Raw genomic sequence first — 23,246 nt, 5'->3', positions numbered from 1 at the left:
GCGACACCAGTCGCACGCGAACGTCGCGTGCGCACGACCAGAGGAGAAACATCATGGCTACAGGCACCGTTAAGTGGTTCAACGCTGACAAGGGCTTCGGCTTCATCGCTCCCGACGGCGGCGGCGAGGACCTGTTCGCGCACTTCAGCGCGATCGCAGCCTCGGGCTTCCGCTCGCTCGATGAGGGCCAGAAGGTGGAGTTCGACGTCGAGCAGGGCCAGAAGGGCCTGCAGGCGGCCAACATCCGCCCGCTCTGACTCTGACGCGGCTCAGCCGCGTTTGACGAAGCCCCCGCCTCCCTCACGGGAGGCGGGGGCTTTCGCGTCTGCGGATGACCCGCGTCAGCGGCCGACGGTCAGCGGAGCCGCGTCAGGATCGACGGCAGCGATGATCGCGCGGATCCGCTCGACGTCGTCCTGCAGGCAGGCGACCTCGAAGTTGCCCACGGGCTCTCGACGAGACCCGATCCAGGTGTCGATCCCCTCCGCCCTCAGGGCAGCCAGGATGGGGGCACAGCTGCGCCCCTCGCCCGGCTTCCACGCGATGATGCGGGGGCGCTCAGGGCGGTTGTCGCTCAGGCCCATCCGGCTGAGGTCACGCGGTCGACGTCGCGACCGGCTCGGGGCTGATCCGACCGGATCAGGATGGTCGTTCATCGGGGGCACCGACTCTCCACTCGCCGGCGCCGCGCCCGGGTGAGCGCGTCGAACCGGTAACCCCGACTGTACGCCACGGGATGAATATCCCTCCAGGCCTTCATCGGCCCATCTCGGCAGCAAGCGGGCAGTCGAACGGGCTTCGTGCCCGCAGGCCGACGTTGTTGAGGTAGCCGATCACGATCCGGTACGACCCGATCAGGCTCTCCTCTGTGTACGGGATGCCGTGGCGCAGGCAGTGCTCCCGGACGATGGGCCGCGCCCGGCGCAGGTTGGGCCGCGGCATGCTCGGGAACAGGTGGTGCTCGATCTGGTAGTTCAGGCCGCCCATCGCGGCGTCGACGAACCAGCTGCCACGGATGTTGCGCGACATCAGGACCTGCCGGCGAAGGAAGTCGATCTTCATGGTCGCCGGGACGATCGGCATGCCCTTGTGGTTCGGCGCGAATGCGCTCCCGAGGCACACCCCGAAGACCGCCATCTGCACCGCGAAGAACGCCACTGCCTTGCCCGGAGGAAGCAGGACGAAGAGCAGCGCGACGTACGCGACGAGTCGCGTGCTGACCATCGCGAGCTCCAGCCGGCGCCACGGCAACGTGGTCCGCTCGACGAGCGTACGGATGCTGGCGGTGTGGAGGTTGAGGCCTTCGAGTGTCAGGAGCGGGAAGAAGAACCACCCCTGGCGCCGGGCGAACCAGCCGGCGAAGCCCGTGCGACTCTCGACGATGTCTCGCGTGAACGCGATCGCGCCGGGAGCGATGTCAGGGTCTCGCCCTTCTTGGTTGGGCGCTGCGTGGTGCTTGTTGTGCTTGCCGCGCCACCATCCATAGCTCAGTCCAGCGAAGGCTCCCGCGAGGATGCGCGCCGCCCAGGCGTTGGCCCGGCCCGACGTGAAGAGCTGGCGGTGTGCGGCGTCGTGCCCGAGGAAGCCGAACTGCGTGACGACCAGCCCGAGGACGGCGGCGAGCGCGAGCTGCCACCAGGAGTTGCCCAAGAGGACGACGCCGACCCAGACGGCGGCGAACGCGGCGACCGCGAACCCGATCCGGGTGAGGTAGTAGACAGGACGCCGTCGCAGCAGCCCGCGGTCGCGGACGTCGTTGAGCAGCGTCGCGTATGCGCTCACGAAGTTCTCGGCTCGGCGCGGGGCTCCAGGCTCTTGCTGGTCGAGGGCGGTGGTCGGTCGGTCAGCCATGGCTGCCTCTCCACGAACTCTCAGAGGTCCAGGGAGAATCACTCGAGCACATCCCTCCAATCTACACGGAGAGCTGTCGGTCACCCTCCACGATCTGACGCGTGACGTCGAGCGCGGTCCACAGCTCCGCGTACGAGGTGGTCAGCGGCGAGAGCCCGAGCCGGATCATGTCGGGGTTGCGGAAGTCGGGGATCACCTTGGCCGCGTACATCGCGTCGGCGACCTCGCGTGCGCGCGGCCCCTGCACCGTCACGTGGCCCCCGCGCCGCGCCGGCTCGCGCGGCGACGCGACGGTGAAGCCGTGCGGCACCAGCCACGCGTCGACCAGCGCGACGCAGTGCTCGGTGAGCGCGACGGCCTTCTCCCGGATCGCGTCGATCCCGGCCTCGGCGACCAGCGACACCGACGCATCCACGGCGACGATCCCCGGGACGTACGCGGTGCCGGACAGCATCGCGCGGATCGACGGGTCAGCCTCGTACGACGGGCCCATCGCGAAGCGGTCCTTGCTGCTCCACCACCCCGTGATCGGCTGACGCACGGCACTCAAGTGGCGCTCGGCCACGTAGACGAAGGCGGGCGCACCGGGACCTGCGTTGAGGTACTTGTAGGTGCAGCCGACCGCGAGGTCCGCCCCGACCGCGTCGAGGGCGAGCGGGATCACGCCGGCGGAGTGGCAGAGGTCCCAGATCACGACCGCACCGGCCGCGTGGATCTGCTCGGTGACCGCCGCCATGTCGAGCAGCACGCCCGAGCGGTAGTCGACGTGACTCAGCAGGACCACCGCCGTCCGCTCCGAGAGCACCGCTGCCAGCTGGTCGGCGGTGACACCCTCGACGACATCCGGGCTCAGCCAGCGGACCGTCATCCCCCGGGCACCCGCGACGGACTCGACCAGATAGCGATCGGTCGGGAAGTCGGCGTCCGTCGCGACGATCTCGTCCCGCCCCTCGCGCAGCCCGCACGCCGCGTGGATCGCCTTGTAGAGGTTGACCGACGTCGACTCGGCGATGACCGTCTGCCCAGCGGCAGCACCGAGGCATGCGGCCGCCAGGCGGTCACCGACCTGCTCGGGAAGCTCCAGCCAGCCGTCCTCCCAGCTACGGATCAGTCCCTCCCCCCACTGGCGGCGCAGGACGTCTTCGACCCGCTCCAACGTCCGGCGCGGCGGCCGGCCGAGCGAGTTGCCGTCGAGGTAGGCGACGGGGTCGTCACCGCGCAGGAACTCATCGCGGAACGCCGCCAGCGGGTCGGCGAGGTCCATTGCAACCGCGTCGTCGTACGTGAGGGTCATGCCCTGATCTCACCATGCGCCGCGTGTGTTCCGCGCGCCCGGTCCACCGCCTTGCCCACCTCGACGAGGAGGAAGACCGCGATGGCGAGCACGGCGGTGTAGGCCCAGATGTCCAGCCCGATCGGCGCCGAGCCGAACCAGGTGTTCATGAATGGCAGGTAGACGAAGCCGAGCTGGGAGATCACCATCGCCGCCGAGGCGATCCAGACGGCCTTGTTGCCACGGAGCACGGCGGGCGTGAGGCTCGAGCGGTCGAGGTAGCGGCTGTTGAACAGGTACGCCAGCTGGCCGAGCGCGAGCATCGTCACTGCCGCCGTCCGCGCCTCGTCGAGCCGCAGGCCCGCGTCGTGCGTGCTCGTGAAGACCAGCAGGGTCGCGCCGCCGATCAGGACCGAGACCACGATGATCCGCCACCCGTACGCGAGATCGACCACGGAGGCACCGGGGTCGCGTGGTGCCCGGTCCATCACGCCCGGCTCGGCCTTCTCGTACGCAAGGGCGAGCGACAGCGTGACGGCCGTGACCATGTTGATCCAGAGCACCTGAACGGGCTCGAGGGGCAGCGTCATGCCGAAGAGCACGGCGATCAGCATCACCAGCGCCTGCGCCCCGTTGGTCGGCAGCAGGAAGAGCACGGACTTGCGGACGTTGTCGTAGATCCGGCGCCCCTCCTCCACCGCCAGCTCGATCGTCGCGAAGTTGTCGTCGGCGAGGACGACGTCGGCGGCCTCCTTGGTCGCTTCCGTGCCCTTGATGCCCATCGCGACGCCGACGTCCGCCTGCGTCAGTGCAGGAGCGTCGTTGACCCCGTCGCCGGTCATCGCGACGACCTCGCGGTGGAACTGCAGCGCCGAGACGATGCGGATCTTGTGCTCCGGGCTCGTCCGCGCATAGACGTCGACCTCCCGGACGACCTCGCGCAGCTGCTCGGTGGTCATCGCCTCGAGGTCGGCACCCGTGAGCACGCCGACCCCCTCGCCGCGGACCAGTCCCATCTCCCGCCCGATCGCAAGCGCGGTCCCGGCGTGGTCGCCGGTGATCATCTTCACCCTGATCCCCGCGCGTCGGCACTTCTTGATGGCGTCGATGGCCTCGGAGCGCGGCGGGTCCACGATGCCGACGAGCCCGACGAACTCGAGCCCCTCGCTGACGTCGTCGTCCGTGATGCGGGTCTCGGCGGGCGGCGGCCCGACGGCGGCGGCGAGGACGCGCAGGCCCTGCGCTCCGAGAGCGTCGATGTGCTCCTCCCACCAGCGCCGGTCGAGCGCCTCGCGGGTGCCGTCGGCCGCCCTCTGGTGCGCGGACCGGTCGAGGATGCGGTCGGGGGCGCCCTTCACGAGGAGCACCGCCGCTCCCTCGGGGTCGCGGTCGAGCGTCGCCATGTACTTTGTCTGCGAGTCGAACGGGACGACGTCGACCCGCGACCAGCCGTCGGCGTCGAAGCCGCCCTTGAGCGCGAGCGTCCGCAGGGCGCCGTCGGTCGGGACGCCGACGAGCCCCCACCGGTCGTCCTCGTCGCGACGGACGACCGCGTCGTTGCAGCGGGCCATCACGGTGACCAGCGAACCGAGGTCCGCGTGGTCGGCGAGCGTGGCGACTCCGTCGCCGTCGCGGATCTCGCCGTCGGGCGCGTAGCCGATCCCGGTCACCTCGTACGACTGTGCGCGCGTCACGACGGTGCGTACCGTCATCTCGTTCTTGGTGAGCGTGCCGGTCTTGTCCGAGCAGATCGTCGTCACCGAGCCCAGTGCCTCGACCGCGGGCAGCTTGCGGGTGATCGCGCGCTCGCGCGCCATCTGCTGCACGCCGAGCGCGAGGATGATCGTCACCAGTGCGGGCAGCCCCTCGGGCACCGCAGCCACGGCGAACCCGATCGTCGCCGACACCAGCTCCTCCCCTGCGAAGTCGTGCACGACCCGGCCGACCACGACCATGATGACCGCCATGACCGCGATCAGGAGCGCGAGCGCCTTGCCGAACGCGTCGAGCTGGCGGCTGAGCGGGGTCTCCAGCGGCTCGACCTCGTCGACGAGCGTCTGGATCTTGCCGACCTCGGTGCCCTGCCCCGTCGCCGTGACCACGCCGCGCGCGCTGCCCTGGGTGATCAGCGTCCCGGAGAACACCATGTCCGAACGGTCGCCGACGCCGGCATCGGACGCGACGACGTCCGCGTCCTTGCTCGACGGCACGGACTCCCCCGTCAGCGCGGACTCCTCCGCCTGCAGGTTAGACGCGGCGACGAGCCGCAGGTCCGCAGGCACCTTGTCGCCGCCACGCAGCCGTACGACGTCACCGGGGACGAGCGCATCGGCGTCCACCCGCTCCCAGGCGCCGTCGCGGCGGACGTCGGCCTGGACGCTGAGCATGGTCCGGATCCCGGCGAGCGCCTTCTCGGCCCGGCCCTCCTGGATCAGGCCGATCGCGGCGTTGATCACGGCGACGGCGAGGATCACGGTGAAGTCGACCCAGTCCCCGAGCGCCGCCTTGGCCGCGGCGGACGCGAGCAGGATGTAGATCAGCGTGTCCTGGAACTGCGCGAGCACCCGCTTCCACCACGGAGTCGGCTCCGGAGGTGGGAGCCGGTTGGGTCCCACCTCCGCGAGTCGTTGCCGCGCCTCGTCGTGCGTGAGCCCCTCTCGCGACGTGTCGAGTCGCGTGAGGACCTCGTCGACCGGACTGGCCCAGACCGGCGGCTGTTCGGTGACCTCCTGCATGGGTCCATCGAACCCTGCCCGGTCTTCGCCCGCACTCGCAGGGGTCACGGCGTCGCGAGCGCCTCCGTCGGCGACATCCGCGCGGCACGGACCGCCGGGTAGAGGCCGGCCACCGCGCCGATGAGCAACGTCGCGGCCAGCCCGCCGGCCGTCGCCCAGACCGGTACGACGGTGACCCAGTCCTGCGAGGCCGCGTACGCCGTCGTGACCCCGACCCCGATCAGGAGTCCACCGACGCCTCCCAGCAGGCACAGGATCTGCGACTCGGCCAGGAACTGGGTACGGATCTGGCCGCGTGTCGCCCCCATCGACCTCCGCAGCCCGATCTCCGCCCGCCGTTCGAGGACGGAGATCACCATCGTGTTCGCCACCCCGACACCCCCGACGAGCAGGGCGACGCCACCGAGTCCGAGGAGCAGCCCGCCCAGGGTGTCGTCGGTCGCCTGCTTGGCTGCCAGGGCTTCCGACGGACGCGACACCTCGACCTCGTTCGGGTTCTGCGGGTTCGCCGTCGCCGCGAGGACCGCGCGCACCTCGGCCACGTACGCGTCGTCCGCGCGGGTGTAGATCGTCGTCGGGTAGCCGTCGAAGTCGAGCCGCTCCTCGGCGACGTGCCACCCGACCAGCGCCGACATGTCGAGCTCGGGCGTGAGCGCCGACGACGCGAGGACTCCGACGACGGTGAACCACTGCCCTCCGAGCCACACCTGAACGCCCGTGCCCGGACGGCTCACCCCGAGGCGCTGCGCCGCCGAGCTTCCGAGCACGACGGCCGGATAGCGCGCGGTCGCCGCGTTCAGCCACGCCCCCGCCGCCACGGAGGTGCCTGTGGTGTCGAGGAGGTCGGTCCGCGCAGCCCGTACGGAGATCCCGCCGGACTCCGCGTCGGGGACGAGGTCGGAGCGATAGACGTTCGCCGCGAGGACGGCGGTCGCCGAGGTCGACGTGACCGGAGCGATCCGGTCGACCATCGCGACCGCGTCGTCGGGCAGGTGCGAGGCGTCGCCGAACAGCGTCTCCCCCGGCGCGACGGTTAGGAGGTTCGTCCCCAGCGCGTCGAGCTGACGGTCGAGCTCGGCCCGGCTCGAGGTGGAGATGCCGACGACCGCGAGCATCGACGCGATGCCGATCGCGATCCCCAGCGCACTCAGGACGACCCGCAGCGGGCGTGTGACCAGGCCGGAGGCACCGACCCGGACGACGTCGCGGATCCGCATCCGCGCGGGCGCGAGCCCGCTCATCGTGCAACCGCCGTACGGGACACGACACGCCCGTCGCGCATCTCCACCTGCCGCGGGACGCTTGCGGCGATCTCGCGGTCGTGCGTGATCACGACGACCGTGGTTCCGGCTGCGTGGAGCTCGCGCAGCAGCCCCATCACGGCGCGTCCCGACGCGGAGTCCAGGTTGCCCGTCGGTTCGTCGGCCAACAGGAGCGCGGGCTCGGCCACGACCGCCCGGGCGATCGCCACTCGCTGCCGCTCGCCGCCCGACAGCTCGTGTGGGCGGTGCCCTACTCGATGCTCGAGCCCGACGCGCGCCAGTGTCTCGGTGGCCCGGCGCCGTCGTTCCCGTTGGCCGACACCGAGATAGAGCAACCCGTCGGCGACGTTGTCCAGAGCGGCGACGCCGGGCGCGAGGTGGAACTGCTGGAAGACGAACCCGATCCGCCGGGCCCGCAGCGCCGACAACGCGCTGTCGGACAGGCGGGAGACGTCGTGCCCGTCGATCACGACCGTGCCTGTGCTCGGCCGGTCCAGGGTCCCCAGCAGGTGCAGCATCGTCGACTTCCCCGAGCCCGAGGGCCCGACGAGCGCGACGAGCTCGCCCCGGGCCACCCTCACGGACACGTCCCTCAGCGCGGTCACCCCGCCGGCGTACGTCTTGCCCACATCCTGCGTCTCCACGATCCAGGGACTCATGACGGGACCACCACGTTCGTCCCCTCTGCGAGGCCCTCGCCGGACACCTCGACCTGCCCGTCGGCGAACAGACCGACCTCCACGGCGACGTACGAGGTGGTGCCGTCGTCGGCGACCACCTCCAGGCCGTAGCCGCCCTCCGCGAGCGCGACGAGGGCGTTCACCGGTGCCGCGAGGACGTCCTCGCGCTCCTCCGTCACGATCGTCACCTCGACGGGGGCCGCGTCGAGACGGCCGAGCGCCTTATGCTTGCCGATCCGTACGGTCACGGGGACGGTCGTGGTCTCCTCCCCACCCTGCGGATCCTGCTCGGCCGTCGCCACGGTGCCGACGTCGCTGACACGACCTGCGACGGTCGTGCCGTCGGGGAGCGTGACCGAGACCGCGTCCCTCTCACGGACCTCGTCCTGGTCGGCCGCGTCGAGATCGACCGCGACCGATCGCCGCCTGCTGGTGGTGGTGAGCACTGGGCCGGTGGCCAGATCGCCGACCGCCAGCGAATGGCTCGCGACGCGGACGGCACCCGCGGCGACCACGACGTCGCCAGGCTCGACGCGACCGGTCTCGTCGATGCCGAGATCTTCCTGCCACCGCTCGACCGCGTCGGCGGTCGCCTCGGTGAACTCCTCGTCGACGGTGAAGCCGCTGTATCCGAGGGCGGCGAGGTTGCGCTCGAGCTGCTCGACGTCCTCCCCCTCGACACCGTCGGACAGCGGCCGGTATGCCGGCACCGTGCCGTACAGGAGCACGACGGGCCGGGCATCGACCTCGAACAGGCGCTCCCCCCGCTCCACTGTCCTGCCGGTCCCCCGGAGCCAGGTCAGCGTCCCGCTCCCCCGCGCCGAGACCGTCGTCGCGGTCCCGTACCCGAGGGTTCCGGCCAGCGACTGCGTGGCGGACAGCGTCGTACGGACGACCTCGGCAGTCGCTGGGGTCGACGGCTGCGCACTCTCCGGCTCCGGGTCGGCGCCGCCGTACCCGACCGCGGCGGCCGTCGCACCCGCGATCCCGAGCCCCGCTCCTGCCGCGACGGCCACACGGGCGAGGCGCCTCATGCCGTGGACCCCTCGACCTCGTCGCGGGCCCCGGGCTGCAGCGTCGCACAGGCCTCCATCGCCTTGCGGGTCTTCTCGTCGTCCTTGAAGCCCTGGAGCATCGGGCCGCCGTCGGCCTTCGGGTCCGACATATCGACGCCGTGCTCGCGCATGCACGCCGCGAACGCGCGCATCTGCTCGAGCTCCTCCTCGGTCGGCTTGCGGGTCTTCCCGTCGCCCGGCATGAGCGCGCGGCACTCCTCCATCGCCTTCTCGACCGTCGCCTGGGTGGGGCCGCTGCCCTTCTGGCTCCTGAGCGTGATCTTCGGGCCCTGGCCGTCCTCGCCAGGCTTCGGATCCTCCATGGGGACGCCGTTCTCGCGCATGCACGCGGCGAACTCGAGCGCCTTCTCGTCGTCGGTCTTGTCGTCGTCGGACTCCTTCGAGGTCGCGGTCGGCGACGACGAGCCGCCGGCCGACGGAACCCCCGACCCGCCCGCAGACGACCCGCAGGCGGTGAGGAGAAGGAGTATGAGGGCGAGAGGAACGGCCAGGAGCCATGGTGTGTGAGGTCCTCGCTCGGAGGACGGTGCTGTGATGTGCATGCCGCGAGCCTGGTCCCGTGGGCTCGGCACTCCCTCAGGACAACCTCGAGGTCCCCTCAGAGTGTGCGGGCAGCGGCAGGACGACCCGGAACGTCGCGCCGTGCGGCGTCGACCGCCGGAGCACGACCGCACCCGCGTGGGCGCTGGCGAGGGCAGCGACGATCGACAGTCCGAGCCCCGCACCACCACCTGTCCCCCGGGCACGGCTCCGGTCAGGACGGTAGAGCCGGTCGAAGATCTTCGCGGCGTGCTCGGGCGGGACGCCGGGACCGTCGTCGGCGACCTCGAGGTAGGCGTGCCGGCCGACCGGCGGCGCGCCGACGACGGACTGCACCCGGCTCGGTGGACCGCCCGCTGCATAGCCGGCTCGGACGACGACCCGTGCGTCGGACGGCGTGTGCTCGAGCGCATTGGCGACCAGGTTCGTCGCCACCTGGCGGAGCCGGGCCTCGTCCCCGGTCACGACCGGCCCTGCCTCCTCCCCCTTCACGAGCTCCAGACGGAGGTCACGACCAGGACAGCGCACCCGTGCGTCGCGGACCACGTCGGCAGCGATCCGCCCGAGCTCGACCCGTCCGCGCGCGAGCACGCGTTGTTCGTCGAGCGCGGCGAGCAGCAGCATGTCGTCGACGAGCGACCCCATCCGAGCCGCCTCGTCCTCGATCCGGCGCATGGTCGCGTCGAGCTCGGGGCCGGGGGGCGCTCCCCCGTGACGGTAGAGCTCGGCGAACCCGCGGATGGACGTCAACGGGGTCCGCAGCTCGTGCGAGGCGTCGGCGACGAACCCCCGCAGCCTCCGCTCGGAGGCCTCCCGGGCCGTCAGCGCCCCGTGCAGGCGTCCGAGCATCGTGTTGAGCGCGATCCCGAGCCGCCCGGGCTCCGTGTGCGGATCGGTGTCGTGGACGCGCGCCTCGAGCACACCACCGGCGATCGAGGCCGCCGTCGTCTCCATCCGTGTCAGCGGACGGAGCCCGATGCGGACGACGGCCAGCGCCGCACCGGCGATGAGGACCATCGCGAACAGGCTCACGGCGAGACCGATCCACAGCATCCGGCTGACCGTGGCCTCGACGTCGGAGAGGGAGGCCGCGACCGCCAGGTATCCGCGGCTCGGTTCGGACGAGACCGCCACGCGCCAGCCTGCGCCGCCGTCGACATCGTCCACGGTGAACGTCGCACCACCGGCGCGATCGGCCAGCGCCGTGAGCGAGGGCAGCTCCGGCCCGCCCCCGTCGGCGGTGCCCAGGAGCGAGGTCTCGCTGCCGTCGGCGTCGACACGGACGATGCGTAGCGTCTCCCCCACGAGGGCATCCACCTGCGTGGTGAGCGTCCTCCCCGCGCCGCCTGTCGGCGGTTCGCCCGAGGCCTCCTGCCGGATCATGAGCTGGCCGCCGCCCGACATGCGCTCCGCCTGATCGTCCACGCGTTCGGTGAGGTAGCCGCGGAGCAGCGCCGTGCCGATCAGGGTGACCGTCACCAGCGCGACCCCCGCGGCCACGACGACCAGCGACGTCATCCGGGCACGGACAGTCCACGACCCCCACGGCCGGAGGCGGGCCCCCTCGGTCACGAGCGGCGCTCCCGCACGGTGTACCCCACGCCGCGCACGGTCTGGATCAGCGGAGGGCCGAGCGCGTCCAGCTTCTTGCGCAGGGTGTAGACGTACGACTCGACGATCGCGCCGCTGCCGTCGAACTCGTAGCTCCACACCCGGTCGAGGATCTGCGCCTTGCTCATCACGTGGCCGGCGTTGGTGAGCAGGAAGCGCAGCAGCTTGAACTCCGTCGGCGACAGGTCCACGAGGCGTCCCGCACGGCGGACCTCGTGCGCGTCCTCGTCGAGCGTCAGGTCGGCGTACGCGACGACGGCACTGTGACCGCCTTCCGCAGGACCGCTGCGCCGCAGGATCGCACGCACCCGAAGCACGACCTCCTCGAGGCTGAACGGCTTGGCCACGTAGTCGTCGCCCCCGGCCGTGAGGCCCGCGACCCGGTCGTCCACGCCGCCGCGTGCGGTGAGGAACAGGATGGGCGTCGTCCGCTCAGCGGCGCGCAGCCGCCGAGCGACCTCGAGACCGTCCAGGTCCGGCAGCATGACGTCGAGCAGCACGAGGTGCGGGTCGTACGAGTCCACCGAGGCGAGGGCCTCACGTCCGCTGTGCGCCTGGCGTACGTCGAGGTCGACGAGACGCAGCGTCGAGCTCAGGAGCGTCGTGATGTTGGGCTCGTCGTCGACGACGAGAATCCGCGCGCGCGTCCCGGCCATGGGCTGAGCATCACCGACGAACCTCACGTGCGCCTCGGAACCACCTGAAGATTCGCTGAAGACCTGAGGTGCCGCGCCGCGCTACGGTCGAGGCAGGACTCCGGCACGCGCCGGGACGAACAGGGGGACCCCATGACGTTCGATCCGACGACGATCCCCGCAGCGGTCGTCGACCGGTTGACCGAGGACTACGTGCTCTGGCTGACGACGGTGAACGCGTCCGGCGAGCCGACACCCACGCCCGTGTGGTTCGTCTGGTTCGACGGCGAGGTCTGGATCCGCAGCCAACCCGAGGGGGCGAAGATCGACCACCTCGCCGCGAACCCCCACGTCGCGCTCAACCTCAACAGCGACCGTACGGGCGGCGACGTGGTCGTCCTCAACGGCGCGGGCACCGCCCAGGACGCGATGCCCGACGCGGCGTGGGAGGCCTACGTGGCCAAGTACGACCAGCAGATCTCCGGCCTCGGCTTCACACCCGAGTCGTTCGCGGCGTCGTACGCGGTGCCGATCCACGTGACGCCCTCTCGTCTGCGCCACTGGTAGACCGCGTACGGAGCTCGCCGACGGCCGCGTCGTCGCGCCGGACACGCAGCCCCAGCGCTGACCCGCGGCGGATCGGCTCAGACGTCGAGCGCGTCGAGGGACTCGAACGGTCCGACGACGGCGAGCGCGGGCTTGCCGGCGAACAGCCGGGCGACCTCGCGGGTGTCGTCCAGCGTGACGGCGTCGATGTTGGCCAGGAGCTCGTCGAGGCTCGCGAGCTCGCCGTTGAGGAGGTCGGCCTTGCCGATCCGCGACATCCGGGACGCCGGATCCTCCAGGCCGAGGACGACACTGCCCTTCAGCTGGCCCTTGCCGCGCTCGAGCTCGTCGGCCGACGGTCCGCGCTCGGCGTAGGTCCCGAGCTCGTCCCGTACGACCTTGAGGACGTCGCGCAGCTTGCCGGGCGCGCAGCCGGCGTAGACGCCGAGCATGCCGGCGTCCGCATAGCTGGAGCCGAACGAGTAGACCGAGTACGCGAGTCCGCGCTTCTCTCGGATCTCCTGGAACAGGCGCGACGACATGCCGCCACCGAGCACGGCGTTGAGCACGCCCAGAGCGTGCCGCCGCTGGTCTCCCCGGGCCAGGCCCGGGAGCGCGGCGACGACGTTGGCCTGCTCGGTCGGACGGGTCACGAGCCCACGAGCCCGACGGAAGCGTGTCTTCGTGGCGCGCACACGAGGCGTCACCGGCTCGGCGTCGCCCGCAGCGGCCAGGAAAGGACCGAACGCGTCGGCTACCTGGGCCACGACACGGTCGTGGTCGACGTTGCCGGCGACCGAGACGACCATCGCGGACGGACGATAGCGGCGCCGGTAGTAGCGGACGATCTGCTCGCGCGACAGCGTGCGGATCGAGTGCGGGTCGCCCGCGACGGGGCGGCCCAGCGGCGTCGTACCCCATGCGAGGGACGACGCGAGGTTGTGGACGACGTCGTCAGGGTCGTCCTCGTTCATCGCGATCTCTTCGAGGATCACGTCACGCTCTGCCTCGACGTCCTCGGCTGCGATCACCGAGTCGGTGACCATGTCGGCGAGGACGTCGACCGCGAGCGGGAGGTCGTCGTCGAGTACCCGCGCGTGGTAGCACGTGTACTCCTTGCCGGTGAACGCGTTCATCTCGCCACCGACGGCATCGAGCGCCGCGGAGATCTCCAGCGCGGAGCGGCGCCGGGTCCCCTTGAACAGCAGGTGCTCGAGGAAGTGGGAGGCACCGGACAGGGTCGGGGTCTCGTCGCGAGACCCGACCCCGACCCAGATGCCGATGGTGGCCGTCCGCACGCCCGGCATGGCCTCGGTCACCACGCGCAGCCCGCCCGCGAGCACCGTACGGCGGACGAGGCCGCCTTCGGTGAGGAGGGTGCGTGTGGTTCCCGGGGCCTGTGCCGGGTCGAGCGGGACGGTCACTTGTCGGTGTCTGCCTCGGCCTCGTCGCCCGCGACCTCGGCGGTCTCGGTCTCCTCGACCACCGGAGTCAGCGACAGCTTGCCGCGGTCGTCGATCTCGGCGATCGCGACCATGACCTTCTGGCCGACCTTGACGACGTCGTCGACGTTCTCGACGCGCTTGCCGTCGTTGAGATCGCGCAGCTTGCTGATGTGCAGCAGGCCGTCCTTGCCCGGCATCAGCGACACGAAGGCGCCGAAGTTGGTCGTCTTGACGACCGTGCCGAGGTAGCGCTCGCCGACCTCGGGCATCGTCGGGTTGGCGATCGCGTTGATCGCCGCACGAGCCGCCTCGGCGGCCTCGCCCGACTCCGCACCGACATACACGGTGCCGTCGTCCTCGAGCGTGATCTGAGCGCCGGTGTCGTCCTGGATCTGGTTGATGACCTTGCCCTTGGGGCCGATCACCTCGCCGATCTTGTCGACCGGGATGTGGATCGTGATGATCCGCGGCGCGTACAGCGACATCTCGTCCGGAACCGCGATGGCCTCGTTCATGACGTCGAGGATCGTGAACCGGGCGTCACGCGCCTGGGTCAGCGCGCCCGCCAGGACCGACGCCGGGATGCCGTCGAGCTTGGTGTCGAGCTGCAGCGCGGTGACGAACTCGCGGGTGCCGGCGACCTTGAAGTCCATGTCGCCGTAGGCATCCTCGGCGCCGAGGATGTCGGTCAGGGTGACGTACTCGGTCGAGCCGTCGACCTCACCCGAGATCAGGCCCATGGCGATGCCCGCGACCGGGGCGCGCAGCGGCACACCGGCGTTGAGCAGCGACATCGTCGAGGCGCAGACCGAGCCCATCGAGGTCGAGCCGTTGGAGCTCAGCGCCTCGGAGACCTGACGGATCGCGTACGGGAACTCCTCGCGCGTCGGCAGCACCGGCATGAGAGCGCGGCCAGCGAGCGCGCCGTGACCGATCTCGCGACGCTTCGGCGAGCCGACCCGGCCGGTCTCACCGGTCGAGTACGGCGGGAAGTTGTAGTTGTGCAGGTAGCGGCGCGCACGCTCGGGCGAGAGCGTGTCGAGCTTCTGCTCCATCGTCAGCATGTTGAGCGTGGTGACACCCAAGATCTGGGTCTCGCCGCGCTCGAACAGCGCCGAGCCGTGGACGCGCGGGATCGTGCCGACCTCGGCGTGCAGCGTACGGATGTCGGCCAGGCCGCGTCCGTCCATGCGAACCTTGTCGGTGAGCACACGCTCGCGCACGAGCTTCTTGGTGACCGCGCGGACAGCCGCACCGATCTCCTTCTCGCGACCCTCGAACTGCTCGCCGAGCTTGTCGAGCACGTCGGCCTTGATCGCGTCAAGACGCTCCTCACGCTCCGCCTTGCCGGCGATCGTGAGGGCCTCGCGCAGGTCGTCGGAAGCCGCTGCCTCGACGGCGTCGTGCACGTCGTCCTGGTAGTCGAGGAAGACCGGGAACTCCTGCACCGGCTTGGCGGCGGACGCGGCGAGCGCGGCCTGTGCCTCGCACAGCGTGCGGATGAACGGCTTGGCGGCCTCGAGGCCCTCGGCCACGACCTCCTCGGTCGGCGCCTTGGCGCCACTGCGGACGAGGTCCCACGTGACGTTGGTCGACTCGGCCTCGACCATCATGATCGCGACGTCGTCGCCCGCGATCCGGCCCGCGACGACCATGTCGAACACGGCGTTCTCGAGCTCGGAGTGCTTCGGGAAGGCGACCCACTGGCCGTCGATCAGCGCGACGCGGACGCCGCCGATCGGGCCCGAGAAGGGCAGGCCGGAGATCTGCGTCGACGCCGACGCGGCGTTGATCGCGAGGACGTCGTAGGCGACGTCAGGGTTGAGCGAGAGGACGGTGATGACGACCTGGACCTCGTTGCGCAGACCCTTCTTGAAGGTCGGGCGCAGCGGGCGGTCGATCAGCCGGCACGTGAGGATCGCGTCCTCGCCGGGCCGGCCCTCGCGGCGGAAGAACGAGCCGGGGATGCGGCCCGCGGCGTACATCCGCTCCTCGACGTCGACCGTCAGAGGGAAGAAGTCGAAGTGGTCCTTGGGGTGCTTGCCCGCCGTGGTCGTCGACAGCAGCATCGTGTCGTCGTCGAGGAAGGCAGTCACTGCACCGGCGGCCTGGCGAGCCAGCACACCGGTCTCGAAGCGGATCTCCCGCTTGCCGAACCGACCGTTGTCGATCACAGCAGTCGTGGAGTGAATCTCGGGTCCCGTCATGGGTACCCCTTTCTCACGCGCATCCGCGCGTGGGTCTCGCGGAGCAGTCACGCGAGCGGGTCGTGCGCACCTTCGTGGGTGCGCCGGCTCCGATGGGCGCCGGTCTTCGATCGAGGTCCGCGAAGTGCGAGCGTCTCGTACGCCGCCATCCGCGAGCCACTACCGAGGACCGAGCGTCGACCCGGGCGCTGCTCCGTCTGTGAGGTGGTGCGATATGAAGTTGTCAGGTCGAGGATGTCCTTGAGCCCAGTCTGCCTGAGCCCGGACCCCTCGTGCATGCGACGAACGGCCCGTCCGTGGCGGAGGGGCCGCTCGTCGCCGAGATCATCGACGCAGGCCGAGGCGCTCGATGAGGCCGCGGTAGCGCGCGATGTCGTTCTTCTGGAGGTAGTTCAGGAGGCGACGGCGCTGGCCGACCATCAGCAGCAGGCCGCGCCGGCTGTGGTGGTCGTGCTTGTGCGTCTTGAGGTGCTCCGTCAGGTGCGCGATGCGCGCCGTGAGGAGTGCCACCTGGACCTCCGGAGAACCGGTGTCGCCCTCAGTCGTCGCGAACTCCGCGATGATGTCCTTGCGGTCGACGTCCTTGATCTCGGCAGGGGTGTACGTCTTGGTCGCGCTCACGCGGTCTCCTTGTGGTCGTTGCACGGCGCGCCGGGGCAGGTTCACCCGGGCACTCTGGATCCGTGGCCGTTCTGACGGCAGCGTCCAGGATATCAGCGGCCCCGTAGCATCCCTAATCTGCGCTTGCCCCTGCTCCCCCGGGCGCGCACGATCGGAGGTACCGACCGAACGAGGGGGATGCATGTCCGAGTTCGAGACCGAATCCTACGACGCCGAGGCGCCGCTCGACGAGGACCAGCCCGACGAACGTCTCACACCTGACCCCGACGTCGACCCGCAGCCCGGCATCGACGTCGACGAGGTCGATCCGGACGCCGAGGCGAACGAGGCCGACCAGATCGACCAGGCGTGGGAGGTCGTGCTCGACGACGACACCGAGCGCGGGTGAGGTGACCGTCACGACCCCCCGTACCGGGTCGGGGTCGCCCCGGAACGAACCCTGAGATCGCTCCGAAGCCTTTGCTCCGTACGCCCTGGTGGGCCCAACCTAGGAGCGTGTCCTCAGGATCTGCAGCTCCCGCCCGCCCGCGCCGTCGCCGGCCCCTCGTGCTCGCGCTCGTGGCCGTGGTCTCGCTGGTCGTCCTGGCCGTCGGTGGGTTCGGCGTCTTCATCGCGGTGGCTCTGGTGACCGCGAAGGTCGACACCATCGGCGAGGTAGCCTTCGACCGCCCGCTCGCGGTCCCGCCGCTCGCCCCGTCGCGGGTCGACGCCAACGGGACCCGCGTCTTCGCGCTGCGGATGCAGCAGGGCGAGTCCGACCTCGGGGCGGGGCGACCGACGCCGACGTGGGGGTTCGACGGGGACTACCTCGGGCCGACGCTACGCGCCGCGCGTGGGGAGAAGGTCCGCGTCGAGGTGACCAACGGCGTCAGCGAGGCGAGCACCGTCCACTGGCACGGGATGCACCTCCCGCCAGCGATGGACGGCGGCCCGCACCAGTCGATCGAGCCGGGAACCACCTGGAAGCCGCACTGGACGATCGACCAGCCGGCAGCGACCCTCTGGTACCACCCGCACCCCCACGGCCAGACCGCCGCGCACGTACGACGAGGGCTGGTGGGGATGTTCCTCCTCGACGACGCCGTGGGTACGGACGCCCCCGTCTCGCAGGCGCTCCCCCACGAGTACGGCGTCGACGACGTCCCGCTGATCGTCCAGGACGTCCGGTTCGAGGACGACGGCACGCTGGACGAGAACGGCTCGTTCCTGAGCCCCGTCGGGCTGCTCGGCGACACGACCCTCGTCAACGGGACGCCGGGACCGTACGACGAGGTCACTGCCGAGCACACCCGCTACCGGATCCTCAACGCCTCGAGCGCCCGAACGTACACGTTCACCTTCTCCGACCGGCGGGAGTTCGCGCTCGTCGGGACCGACGGCGGGCTCGTCGAGAAGCCCGTCGCGCTCCGCGAGGTGGTGCTCACGCCCGGGGAGCGGGCGGAGATCGTCGTCACGATGACACCGGGCGAGCGCACCGTCCTGCGCAGCGCCCCGCTCCCTGACGACCGCGGTTCCGGCAACCGGCTCGCCGGGGACGACGACGAGCTCGACATCCTCGAGCTGCGCGCCTCCGACACGCTGACCTCGTCCGCGCCTCTCCCCCGCCGACTCGCCGCCGCACCGGACGTCGACCCCGACGACGCGGTACGCACCCGGCGCTTCACCATCAGCGCGTCGGAGGTCAACGGCCGAAAGATGGACATGAACCGCATCGACGCCCGCGTCGAGGCGGGATCGACCGAGATCTGGGAGCTGTCGGCGCGCGACGGGAGCCCGCACAACTTCCACGTGCACGACGTCCAGTTCCGGGTGCTCGACGTCGGCCGCCGTGACCCGGCACCCGATCAGCGTGGGTGGAAGGACACGGTGAACGTACGGCCGGGTGAGCCGGTGCGGATCGCGATCCGCTTCGACCTGCCCTCCGGAGCCGACGGCCCGGGCGACTCGCCGTACATGTTCCACTGCCACCTGCTGCGCCACGAGGATTCGGGCGCGATGGGCCAGTTCCTCGTCGTTCCGCCAGGTCAGGGTTCCGACAGTGCCGAAGGCGACCCCGTCGCCCCGTCGACCACCCGCCGGCACTGACAGAAAGGCACCCTCACCTCGAGGTGCCGAGGGCCTCTCGCACGTCGCGAACGTCTCGATGCATCCGGCCGATGAGCGACTCCACGTCGTCGAAGCGGATCTGGCCGCGGACCCGTGAGACGAACGACACCGCGACGTCGACCCCGTAGAGCTCGAGATCGTCGCGGTCCAGCACGTACGACTCGACCCGACGCTGGTTGCCGTCGAACGTCGGGTTGGTGCCGACGCTGATCGCCGCCGGCAGCACGTCACCGGTGTCGTAGCGGCGGAGCCACCCGGCGTACACGCCGTCGGCGGGCACGGCGAAACCCACGGGCGGGAGGACGTTCGCGGTGGGGAAGCCCATCTGGCGCCCCCGCTTGTCACCCTCGATAACCGTGCCGCGGATGCTGTGGGGGCGTCGCAGCACGCGCGCCGCCTCGGCGACGTCGCCCTCCGCGACCAGCGCGCGGACGTACGTCGAGGAGTAGACCGTCTCGCTGTCTCCGTCGAGCCCGACGCCTTCGGCCACGAAGCCGTGAGCGACGCCGCTCTTGATGAGGGTGTCCACGTCGCCGGCCGCCTTGCGCCCGTACGTGAAGTTGGCGCCGATGACGACTCCCGCCACCCGCAGCTGACCGATCAGGATGCGCTCGACGAACTCCTCAGGACTCCACGAGGCCATCTCGGTGCCGAAGCCCAGCACACGGACCTCGTCGGCGCCCGCCTCCTGGAGCAGGGCGACGCGCTGCTCGACCGTCGTGAGCAGGTCGGGCGCACGGTCGGGCGCGAACACTGCCGTCGGGTGCGGGTCGAAGGTCACGGCCACCACCTCCAGCGGGGTGCCCGGAGACAGCTCGGCCGCGCGCTCGCGGGCGCGCGCCAGCACGTGCCGGTGTCCGACGTGGACGCCGTCGAAAACTCCGACGCACACCACACTGGGCTCGGTGCGCGGTTGAGTACGCGCGCCCTCGATCGCTCGCCAGACGTTCACAGGGCAACTGTGCCACGGACGACCGACGGGCTCGCGCTCGTCCCCCCGACAGGATGAGAGTTCTCTCATCCTCGCTTCATGTTCTTGCGATGCCGAGCACGGATGGTGAACGCCATGACGTTGTCGACCAAGATCGCCCTCGCACTCCTGGGTGTGCTGATCGCCGTCGTCGGAGGGACGGCGGCGATGGCCGCGATGAGCACCCCCAGCCCGTCGCCTGCGGACACCGACCCGGTCCGGGTCACCCAATCCAACCTCCCCCACGGCCCCGATGGCCACCGCAACGTCGGCCCCGTCGCCGACCGATGACGACGGCGGCGAACACGACTGAGCGCGACCACAGGCTTCTCCGTACGGCAGAGCATCACCGGGGTGGTGGTCGCGCTGCGACCTCGCGCGGCTCCGGGCGGTCGTCCGGGCCCGGCGCCATGCACGTCGACCGGCACGAAGTAGGGCATCGGCCGCGGCCGACTCACCAGCTGGCGATAGCGGACCTCGAGGGCGTCGTCGCGGTGCCCGATCTCGTACGGCCCGTAGCCGCACGCGCCGAGGTAGAGCGTCGCGCCGAGGCCCCACACGTCGCTGGCGGGCGACGGCACACCGTACCCCTGCGGATCGGCCTGCTCGGGCGCGAGGTAGTCGTCGGTCCCGACGACGTAGCCGTGCGGGGGCGCCCATGATGACGCTGCTGGGCTTGACGTCGAGGTGCACCACGTCGCGTACGCGCAGGTAGTGCAGTGCCGACGCCAGCTCGAGCCCGAGCGGCAGCAGCTGCTGGACCGGCAGTGCGCCGTGCTTGCGTACGAGCGAGGAGAGGCGCGGGCCGTCGAGGTTCTCGAGGATCAGGTACGGCCGTGCCGCGGGCCGTCGCGCCGGACGCCGAACCGGCGCACGATCGCGGGATGGGCCAGATCGGCGAGCGTGTCGGCCTCGCGCTCCAGCCCGCGAAGGGTGGTGGGGTCATCGGTCTGGTCGGGCCGTACGACCTTGACGACCACCGGGGCGTGCAGGATCTCGTCGAACGCGAGGTAGGCCTCGTACGCATTGCCTCCGCCCAGCAGCTATCTGAGACGATGCCGACCCGCGGTGAGACCGCTATGAGGCTGCCGTGAGAGCCCTCTTATGCCGCGTTCACCGGACCAGACGGTCAGAGAAGCGGGCGCAAGGGGACCAGGACGGCCTCGCTGAACCTCGCGCCCCACCGGCGGGTCGCCCACTCCTCGAGGGTGAGCTCGCGCGTGGCAGTGGAGTCGTTGGCGAAGACCTCGTCCATGAGGGCGGCGACTCCTTCGTCGACGATCTCGGCGTTGACCTCGTAGTTGCCGGTGAGGCTGAGCCGGTCGATGTTGGCCGTGCCGATGGTCGACCAGCGCCCGTCGATCGTCGCAGTCTTCGCGTGGACCATCGCCCCCTGGAAGAGCAGGATCCTGACCCCGCCCTTCAGCAGCTGCGTGTAGAAGCCGCGCGACAGCCAGTCGGCGAGCACGTGGTTCGAGACCTCCGGGACCAGCACGCGGACATCGACGCCACGCTGCGCCGCGCGCAGGAGCGCGGCAAGGATGTCCCGGTCAGGGATGAAGTAGGCCTGCGTGATCGCAATCGAGCGGCTCGCCCGGTCGATCGCGTCGAGATACATGTTGCGGATGGGGAAGGACAGGTGGATCGGAGAGTTGCGGTGCGCCCGTACGCGAGGCTCCCACTGCACGGCGCCGGGGTCGGGCAGGTCGGACGTCCCCCGGTCGCGGTGGAGGTTCCAGAAGTCGACGAACGCGTTGTTGAGCTCCCACGTCAGCGGCCCCTCAAGACGCAGGTGGGTGTCACGCCACTTCGTCGCGTAGTCGGAGCCGATGTTGTATCCGCCGACGAACCCCACCTTGCGGTCGACCACCAGGATCTTGCGGTGGTCACGGCCCGTCTTGCGCAGCCGCAGCACGAGGATCCACGGGTTGAAGAACGGGTAGCGCAGCACGTTCACCGAGGCCGGGAAGCGCTTGAACGAACGCTTCACCACGAAGTTCGCGAACGAGTCGAAGATGACGTGGACCTTGACACCGCGCTCAGCGGCCGCGATCACCGCCTGCTTGAACTCCTCACCGACCTCGTCGCCCTTCCAGATGTACGACTCGAGGAGGATCTCCTGACGGGCGCCTCGGATCTCGGCGAGCATCGCGTCAAACAGGTCACGTCCGTAGGTGAAGACCGTCAACGTCGACTCGCCGACCTTCTCCGAGATCGGCGGCAGCCGCGGGAACGTGACCGCGTCATCCTCCTTACGCCGCTTGCGGCGCGCGTCGACCGTCATCAGCACCGCGGCGACCAGGACGATCAGGACGAACCAGATCAGGACCACCCAAAGGACCACCGAGAGCAGCGTCGACATGGGGACAAGCGTAGGTGCTGGGACTGCCGCCGGCTCAGCCGACGAAGACCGCGACCGGACGTGCGTCGGCGCCGCGCTGCTCGTAAAGCGCCAAGAACGCGCCGTCAGGTGCGAAAACCGCGACCGGGCCGTCCGCGCCGAGCGTGAACTCCCGCAGCGGTCGCCCGAAGCGCACCTCCGCTGCCTCCTGCTCACCGAGGTCGACGCTCGGGAACGACGCGCGTGCCGCGTCGTCGAGGCCCAGCACCGTGAACTCCTCTGCGAGCTCGTCGAGCGTACGGGCGACATCGAGGGAGACCCCGCCGACCCGCGTACGACGCAGCCGCGTGAGGTGGCCCCCGACGCCGAGCGCAGCGCCGAGGTCGCGCGCGAGCGCCCGCACGTACGTCCCGCTCGAGCACGTCACGACGGCCTCGACGTCGACCGCGCCCTCGGGTGCAGGGCGCAGGCCGGCAAGCGCGAACTGCGAGACAGTGACCGGTCGCGCGGCGAGCTCGACCTTCTCCCCCGCTCGGACACGCGCGTATGCCCGCTTGCCGTCGACCTTGATCGCCGACACCGACGACGGCACCTGGGCGATGTCGCCGGTCAGGGCGAGCGCCGCCTCACACACCTGCGCGAGGCTCAGCCCGGACGCGTCCACGCGTGTCACGAGCTCGCCGTCCGCGTCGTCGGTCGTCGTCGACTCGCCCAGCCGGATCGTGGCCTCGTAGTCCTTGTCGTGGCCGGCGAGGTGTCCGAGCAGGCGCGTCGCCCGGTTGACGCCGAGCACGAGCACCCCGGTCGCCATCGGATCGAGCGTCCCCGCGTGGCCGACCTTGCGGGTGCCGGCGAGCCGGCGGACCCGCCCGACGACGTCGTGCGACGTCCAGCCAGCAGGCTTATCGACGACGACCAGACCGCTCGGCGTCGCCTCGGTGCTCACTCCCTGCCGTCGAGGTCGTCGGACTCGTCGAGCTCGTCGGCGTCCTTGACCTTGTACGGGTCGGGGTCGCCGGCGTACTGCGCACGCGCGGCCTTCTCCGCGACCCTGGCGTCACGCTCGCGCGCACGGCCCAGAAGGTCCTCGATCTGGCGTGCGTTCTCCGGGACGGCGTCACGGACGAACTCCAGCGACGGCGTGTGGCGCATGCCGAGCTGCTTGCCGACCTCGGATCGGATCAGCCCCTTGGCGCTCTCGAGCGCCACGGCGGTGCCCTCGAGCTCCTCCGCGTCACCCATCACGGTGTAGAACACGGTCGCGTGCTGGGTATCGCCCGTGACCCGAACGTCCGTCACCGTGACGAACCCCAGCCGGGGGTCCTTGATCCGGCGGTCGAGCATCTC

The 23,246-nt window shown here is 70.7% G+C and carries 23 protein-coding genes; 4 read left to right on the top strand and 19 right to left on the bottom strand.

Annotation, left to right across the window (positions count from 1 at the left end; translation table 11 throughout):
* The first annotated feature begins 53 nt into the window (after window positions 1-53).
* Window positions 54-257 carry a cold-shock protein gene (locus ACFSDF_RS17430; RefSeq protein ID WP_139106883.1) on the top strand — a complete coding sequence of 68 codons (204 nt, stop codon included), beginning with the start codon at window positions 54-56 and terminating at the stop codon, window positions 255-257.
* 84 nt (window positions 258-341) lie between these two features.
* Here the strand turns inward: ACFSDF_RS17430 and ACFSDF_RS17425 are convergent, their stop codons facing one another.
* The 10 genes from ACFSDF_RS17425 to ACFSDF_RS17380 form a co-directional block, all read right to left on the bottom strand.
* Complete coding sequence (locus tag ACFSDF_RS17425; protein WP_167003450.1) at window positions 342-656, bottom strand: hypothetical protein; 315 nt, start codon at window positions 654-656, stop codon at window positions 342-344.
* Window positions 657-756: 100 nt separating this feature from the next.
* Window positions 757-1,851 (bottom strand): fatty acid desaturase family protein, encoded by a 1,095-nt coding sequence (locus ACFSDF_RS17420; protein ID WP_167003452.1) that lies wholly within the window; start codon window positions 1,849-1,851, stop codon window positions 757-759.
* Window positions 1,852-1,912: 61 nt separating this feature from the next.
* Window positions 1,913-3,145: a kynureninase gene (gene kynU / locus ACFSDF_RS17415; RefSeq protein ID WP_167250484.1), complete on the bottom strand. Its 1,233-nt coding sequence runs from the start codon at window positions 3,143-3,145 to the stop codon at window positions 1,913-1,915.
* Entirely contained in the window at window positions 3,142-5,859 is a 2,718-nt protein-coding gene (locus ACFSDF_RS17410) for a cation-translocating P-type ATPase (protein WP_167003456.1), read from the bottom strand. Before ACFSDF_RS17410 ends, kynU begins: the two co-directional genes overlap by 4 nt.
* 44 nt (window positions 5,860-5,903) lie before the next feature.
* A complete protein-coding gene (locus ACFSDF_RS17405; RefSeq protein WP_167003458.1) occupies window positions 5,904-7,100 on the bottom strand; it encodes an ABC transporter permease in 1,197 nt (398 codons plus the stop codon).
* Window positions 7,097-7,780 (bottom strand): ABC transporter ATP-binding protein, encoded by a 684-nt coding sequence (locus ACFSDF_RS17400; RefSeq protein ID WP_167003460.1) that lies wholly within the window; start codon window positions 7,778-7,780, stop codon window positions 7,097-7,099. The genes ACFSDF_RS17405 and ACFSDF_RS17400 overlap by 4 nt, the downstream gene beginning before the upstream one ends.
* On the bottom strand, window positions 7,777-8,835 hold the full coding sequence (locus ACFSDF_RS17395; protein WP_167003462.1) for a peptidoglycan-binding protein: 1,059 nt from the start codon (window positions 8,833-8,835) through the stop codon (window positions 7,777-7,779). The genes ACFSDF_RS17400 and ACFSDF_RS17395 overlap by 4 nt, the downstream gene beginning before the upstream one ends.
* Window positions 8,832-9,419 (bottom strand): hypothetical protein, encoded by a 588-nt coding sequence (locus ACFSDF_RS17390; protein WP_167003464.1) that lies wholly within the window; start codon window positions 9,417-9,419, stop codon window positions 8,832-8,834. The genes ACFSDF_RS17395 and ACFSDF_RS17390 overlap by 4 nt, the downstream gene beginning before the upstream one ends.
* Window positions 9,420-9,453: 34 nt before the next feature.
* A complete protein-coding gene (locus ACFSDF_RS17385) occupies window positions 9,454-10,989 on the bottom strand; it encodes a sensor histidine kinase (protein WP_377158481.1) in 1,536 nt (511 codons plus the stop codon).
* Window positions 10,986-11,684, bottom strand: coding sequence for a response regulator transcription factor (locus ACFSDF_RS17380; protein WP_167003468.1), 699 nt, complete (start codon window positions 11,682-11,684; stop codon window positions 10,986-10,988). The genes ACFSDF_RS17385 and ACFSDF_RS17380 overlap by 4 nt, the downstream gene beginning before the upstream one ends.
* Window positions 11,685-11,816: 132 nt before the next feature.
* Here ACFSDF_RS17380 and ACFSDF_RS17375 point away from each other — a divergent pair, with 132 nt between their 5' ends.
* A complete protein-coding gene (locus tag ACFSDF_RS17375; protein WP_167003470.1) occupies window positions 11,817-12,230 on the top strand; it encodes a TIGR03667 family PPOX class F420-dependent oxidoreductase in 414 nt (137 codons plus the stop codon).
* Window positions 12,231-12,307: 77 nt separating this feature from the next.
* Here the strand turns inward: ACFSDF_RS17375 and ACFSDF_RS17370 are convergent, their stop codons facing one another.
* The 3 genes from ACFSDF_RS17370 to rpsO form a co-directional block, all read right to left on the bottom strand.
* Entirely contained in the window at window positions 12,308-13,633 is a 1,326-nt protein-coding gene (locus ACFSDF_RS17370) for a M16 family metallopeptidase (protein WP_167003472.1), read from the bottom strand.
* On the bottom strand, window positions 13,630-15,861 hold the full coding sequence (locus ACFSDF_RS17365) for a polyribonucleotide nucleotidyltransferase (protein WP_167250479.1): 2,232 nt from the start codon (window positions 15,859-15,861) through the stop codon (window positions 13,630-13,632). The genes ACFSDF_RS17370 and ACFSDF_RS17365 overlap by 4 nt, the downstream gene beginning before the upstream one ends.
* A gap of 324 nt (window positions 15,862-16,185) precedes the next feature.
* A complete protein-coding gene (rpsO, locus tag ACFSDF_RS17360) occupies window positions 16,186-16,449 on the bottom strand; it encodes a 30S ribosomal protein S15 (protein ID WP_167004890.1) in 264 nt (87 codons plus the stop codon).
* A gap of 214 nt (window positions 16,450-16,663) precedes the next feature.
* On the opposite strand from rpsO, the gene ACFSDF_RS17355 reads away from it, so the two are divergent.
* Entirely contained in the window at window positions 16,664-16,870 is a 207-nt protein-coding gene (locus tag ACFSDF_RS17355) for a hypothetical protein (protein ID WP_167003476.1), read from the top strand.
* 107 nt (window positions 16,871-16,977) lie between these two features.
* Window positions 16,978-18,567, top strand: coding sequence for a multicopper oxidase family protein (locus ACFSDF_RS17350; RefSeq protein WP_208322892.1), 1,590 nt, complete (start codon window positions 16,978-16,980; stop codon window positions 18,565-18,567).
* Between the two features lie 13 nt (window positions 18,568-18,580).
* Here ACFSDF_RS17350 and ACFSDF_RS17345 read toward each other — a convergent pair whose 3' ends face one another.
* The 6 genes from ACFSDF_RS17345 to rbfA all read right to left on the bottom strand — a co-directional run.
* Entirely contained in the window at window positions 18,581-19,540 is a 960-nt protein-coding gene (locus ACFSDF_RS17345; RefSeq protein WP_243845088.1) for a bifunctional riboflavin kinase/FAD synthetase, read from the bottom strand.
* A gap of 65 nt (window positions 19,541-19,605) precedes the next feature.
* A complete protein-coding gene (locus ACFSDF_RS17340) occupies window positions 19,606-20,139 on the bottom strand; it encodes a hypothetical protein (RefSeq protein WP_377158477.1) in 534 nt (177 codons plus the stop codon).
* Between the two features lie 243 nt (window positions 20,140-20,382).
* Entirely contained in the window at window positions 20,383-20,538 is a 156-nt protein-coding gene (locus ACFSDF_RS17335; protein ID WP_167003482.1) for a hypothetical protein, read from the bottom strand.
* A gap of 149 nt (window positions 20,539-20,687) precedes the next feature.
* Window positions 20,688-21,920, bottom strand: a complete 1,233-nt coding sequence (locus ACFSDF_RS17330; protein ID WP_167003484.1) for a phospholipase D-like domain-containing protein — start codon at window positions 21,918-21,920, stop codon at window positions 20,688-20,690.
* 34 nt (window positions 21,921-21,954) lie between these two features.
* Window positions 21,955-22,845, bottom strand: a complete 891-nt coding sequence (gene truB / locus ACFSDF_RS17325) for a tRNA pseudouridine(55) synthase TruB (protein ID WP_167250470.1) — start codon at window positions 22,843-22,845, stop codon at window positions 21,955-21,957.
* On the bottom strand, window positions 22,842-23,246 hold a 405-nt coding region (gene rbfA, locus ACFSDF_RS17320), incomplete at its 5' end, for a 30S ribosome-binding factor RbfA (protein WP_377158474.1). The genes truB and rbfA, both read right to left, overlap by 4 nt.

The organism is Mumia zhuanghuii, assembly GCF_042681565.1.
Taxonomy (GTDB): domain Bacteria; phylum Actinomycetota; class Actinomycetes; order Propionibacteriales; family Nocardioidaceae; genus Mumia.
Note: the sequence above shows the minus strand (reverse complement) of the source record. Positions and strands in the feature narration are given on the sequence as shown.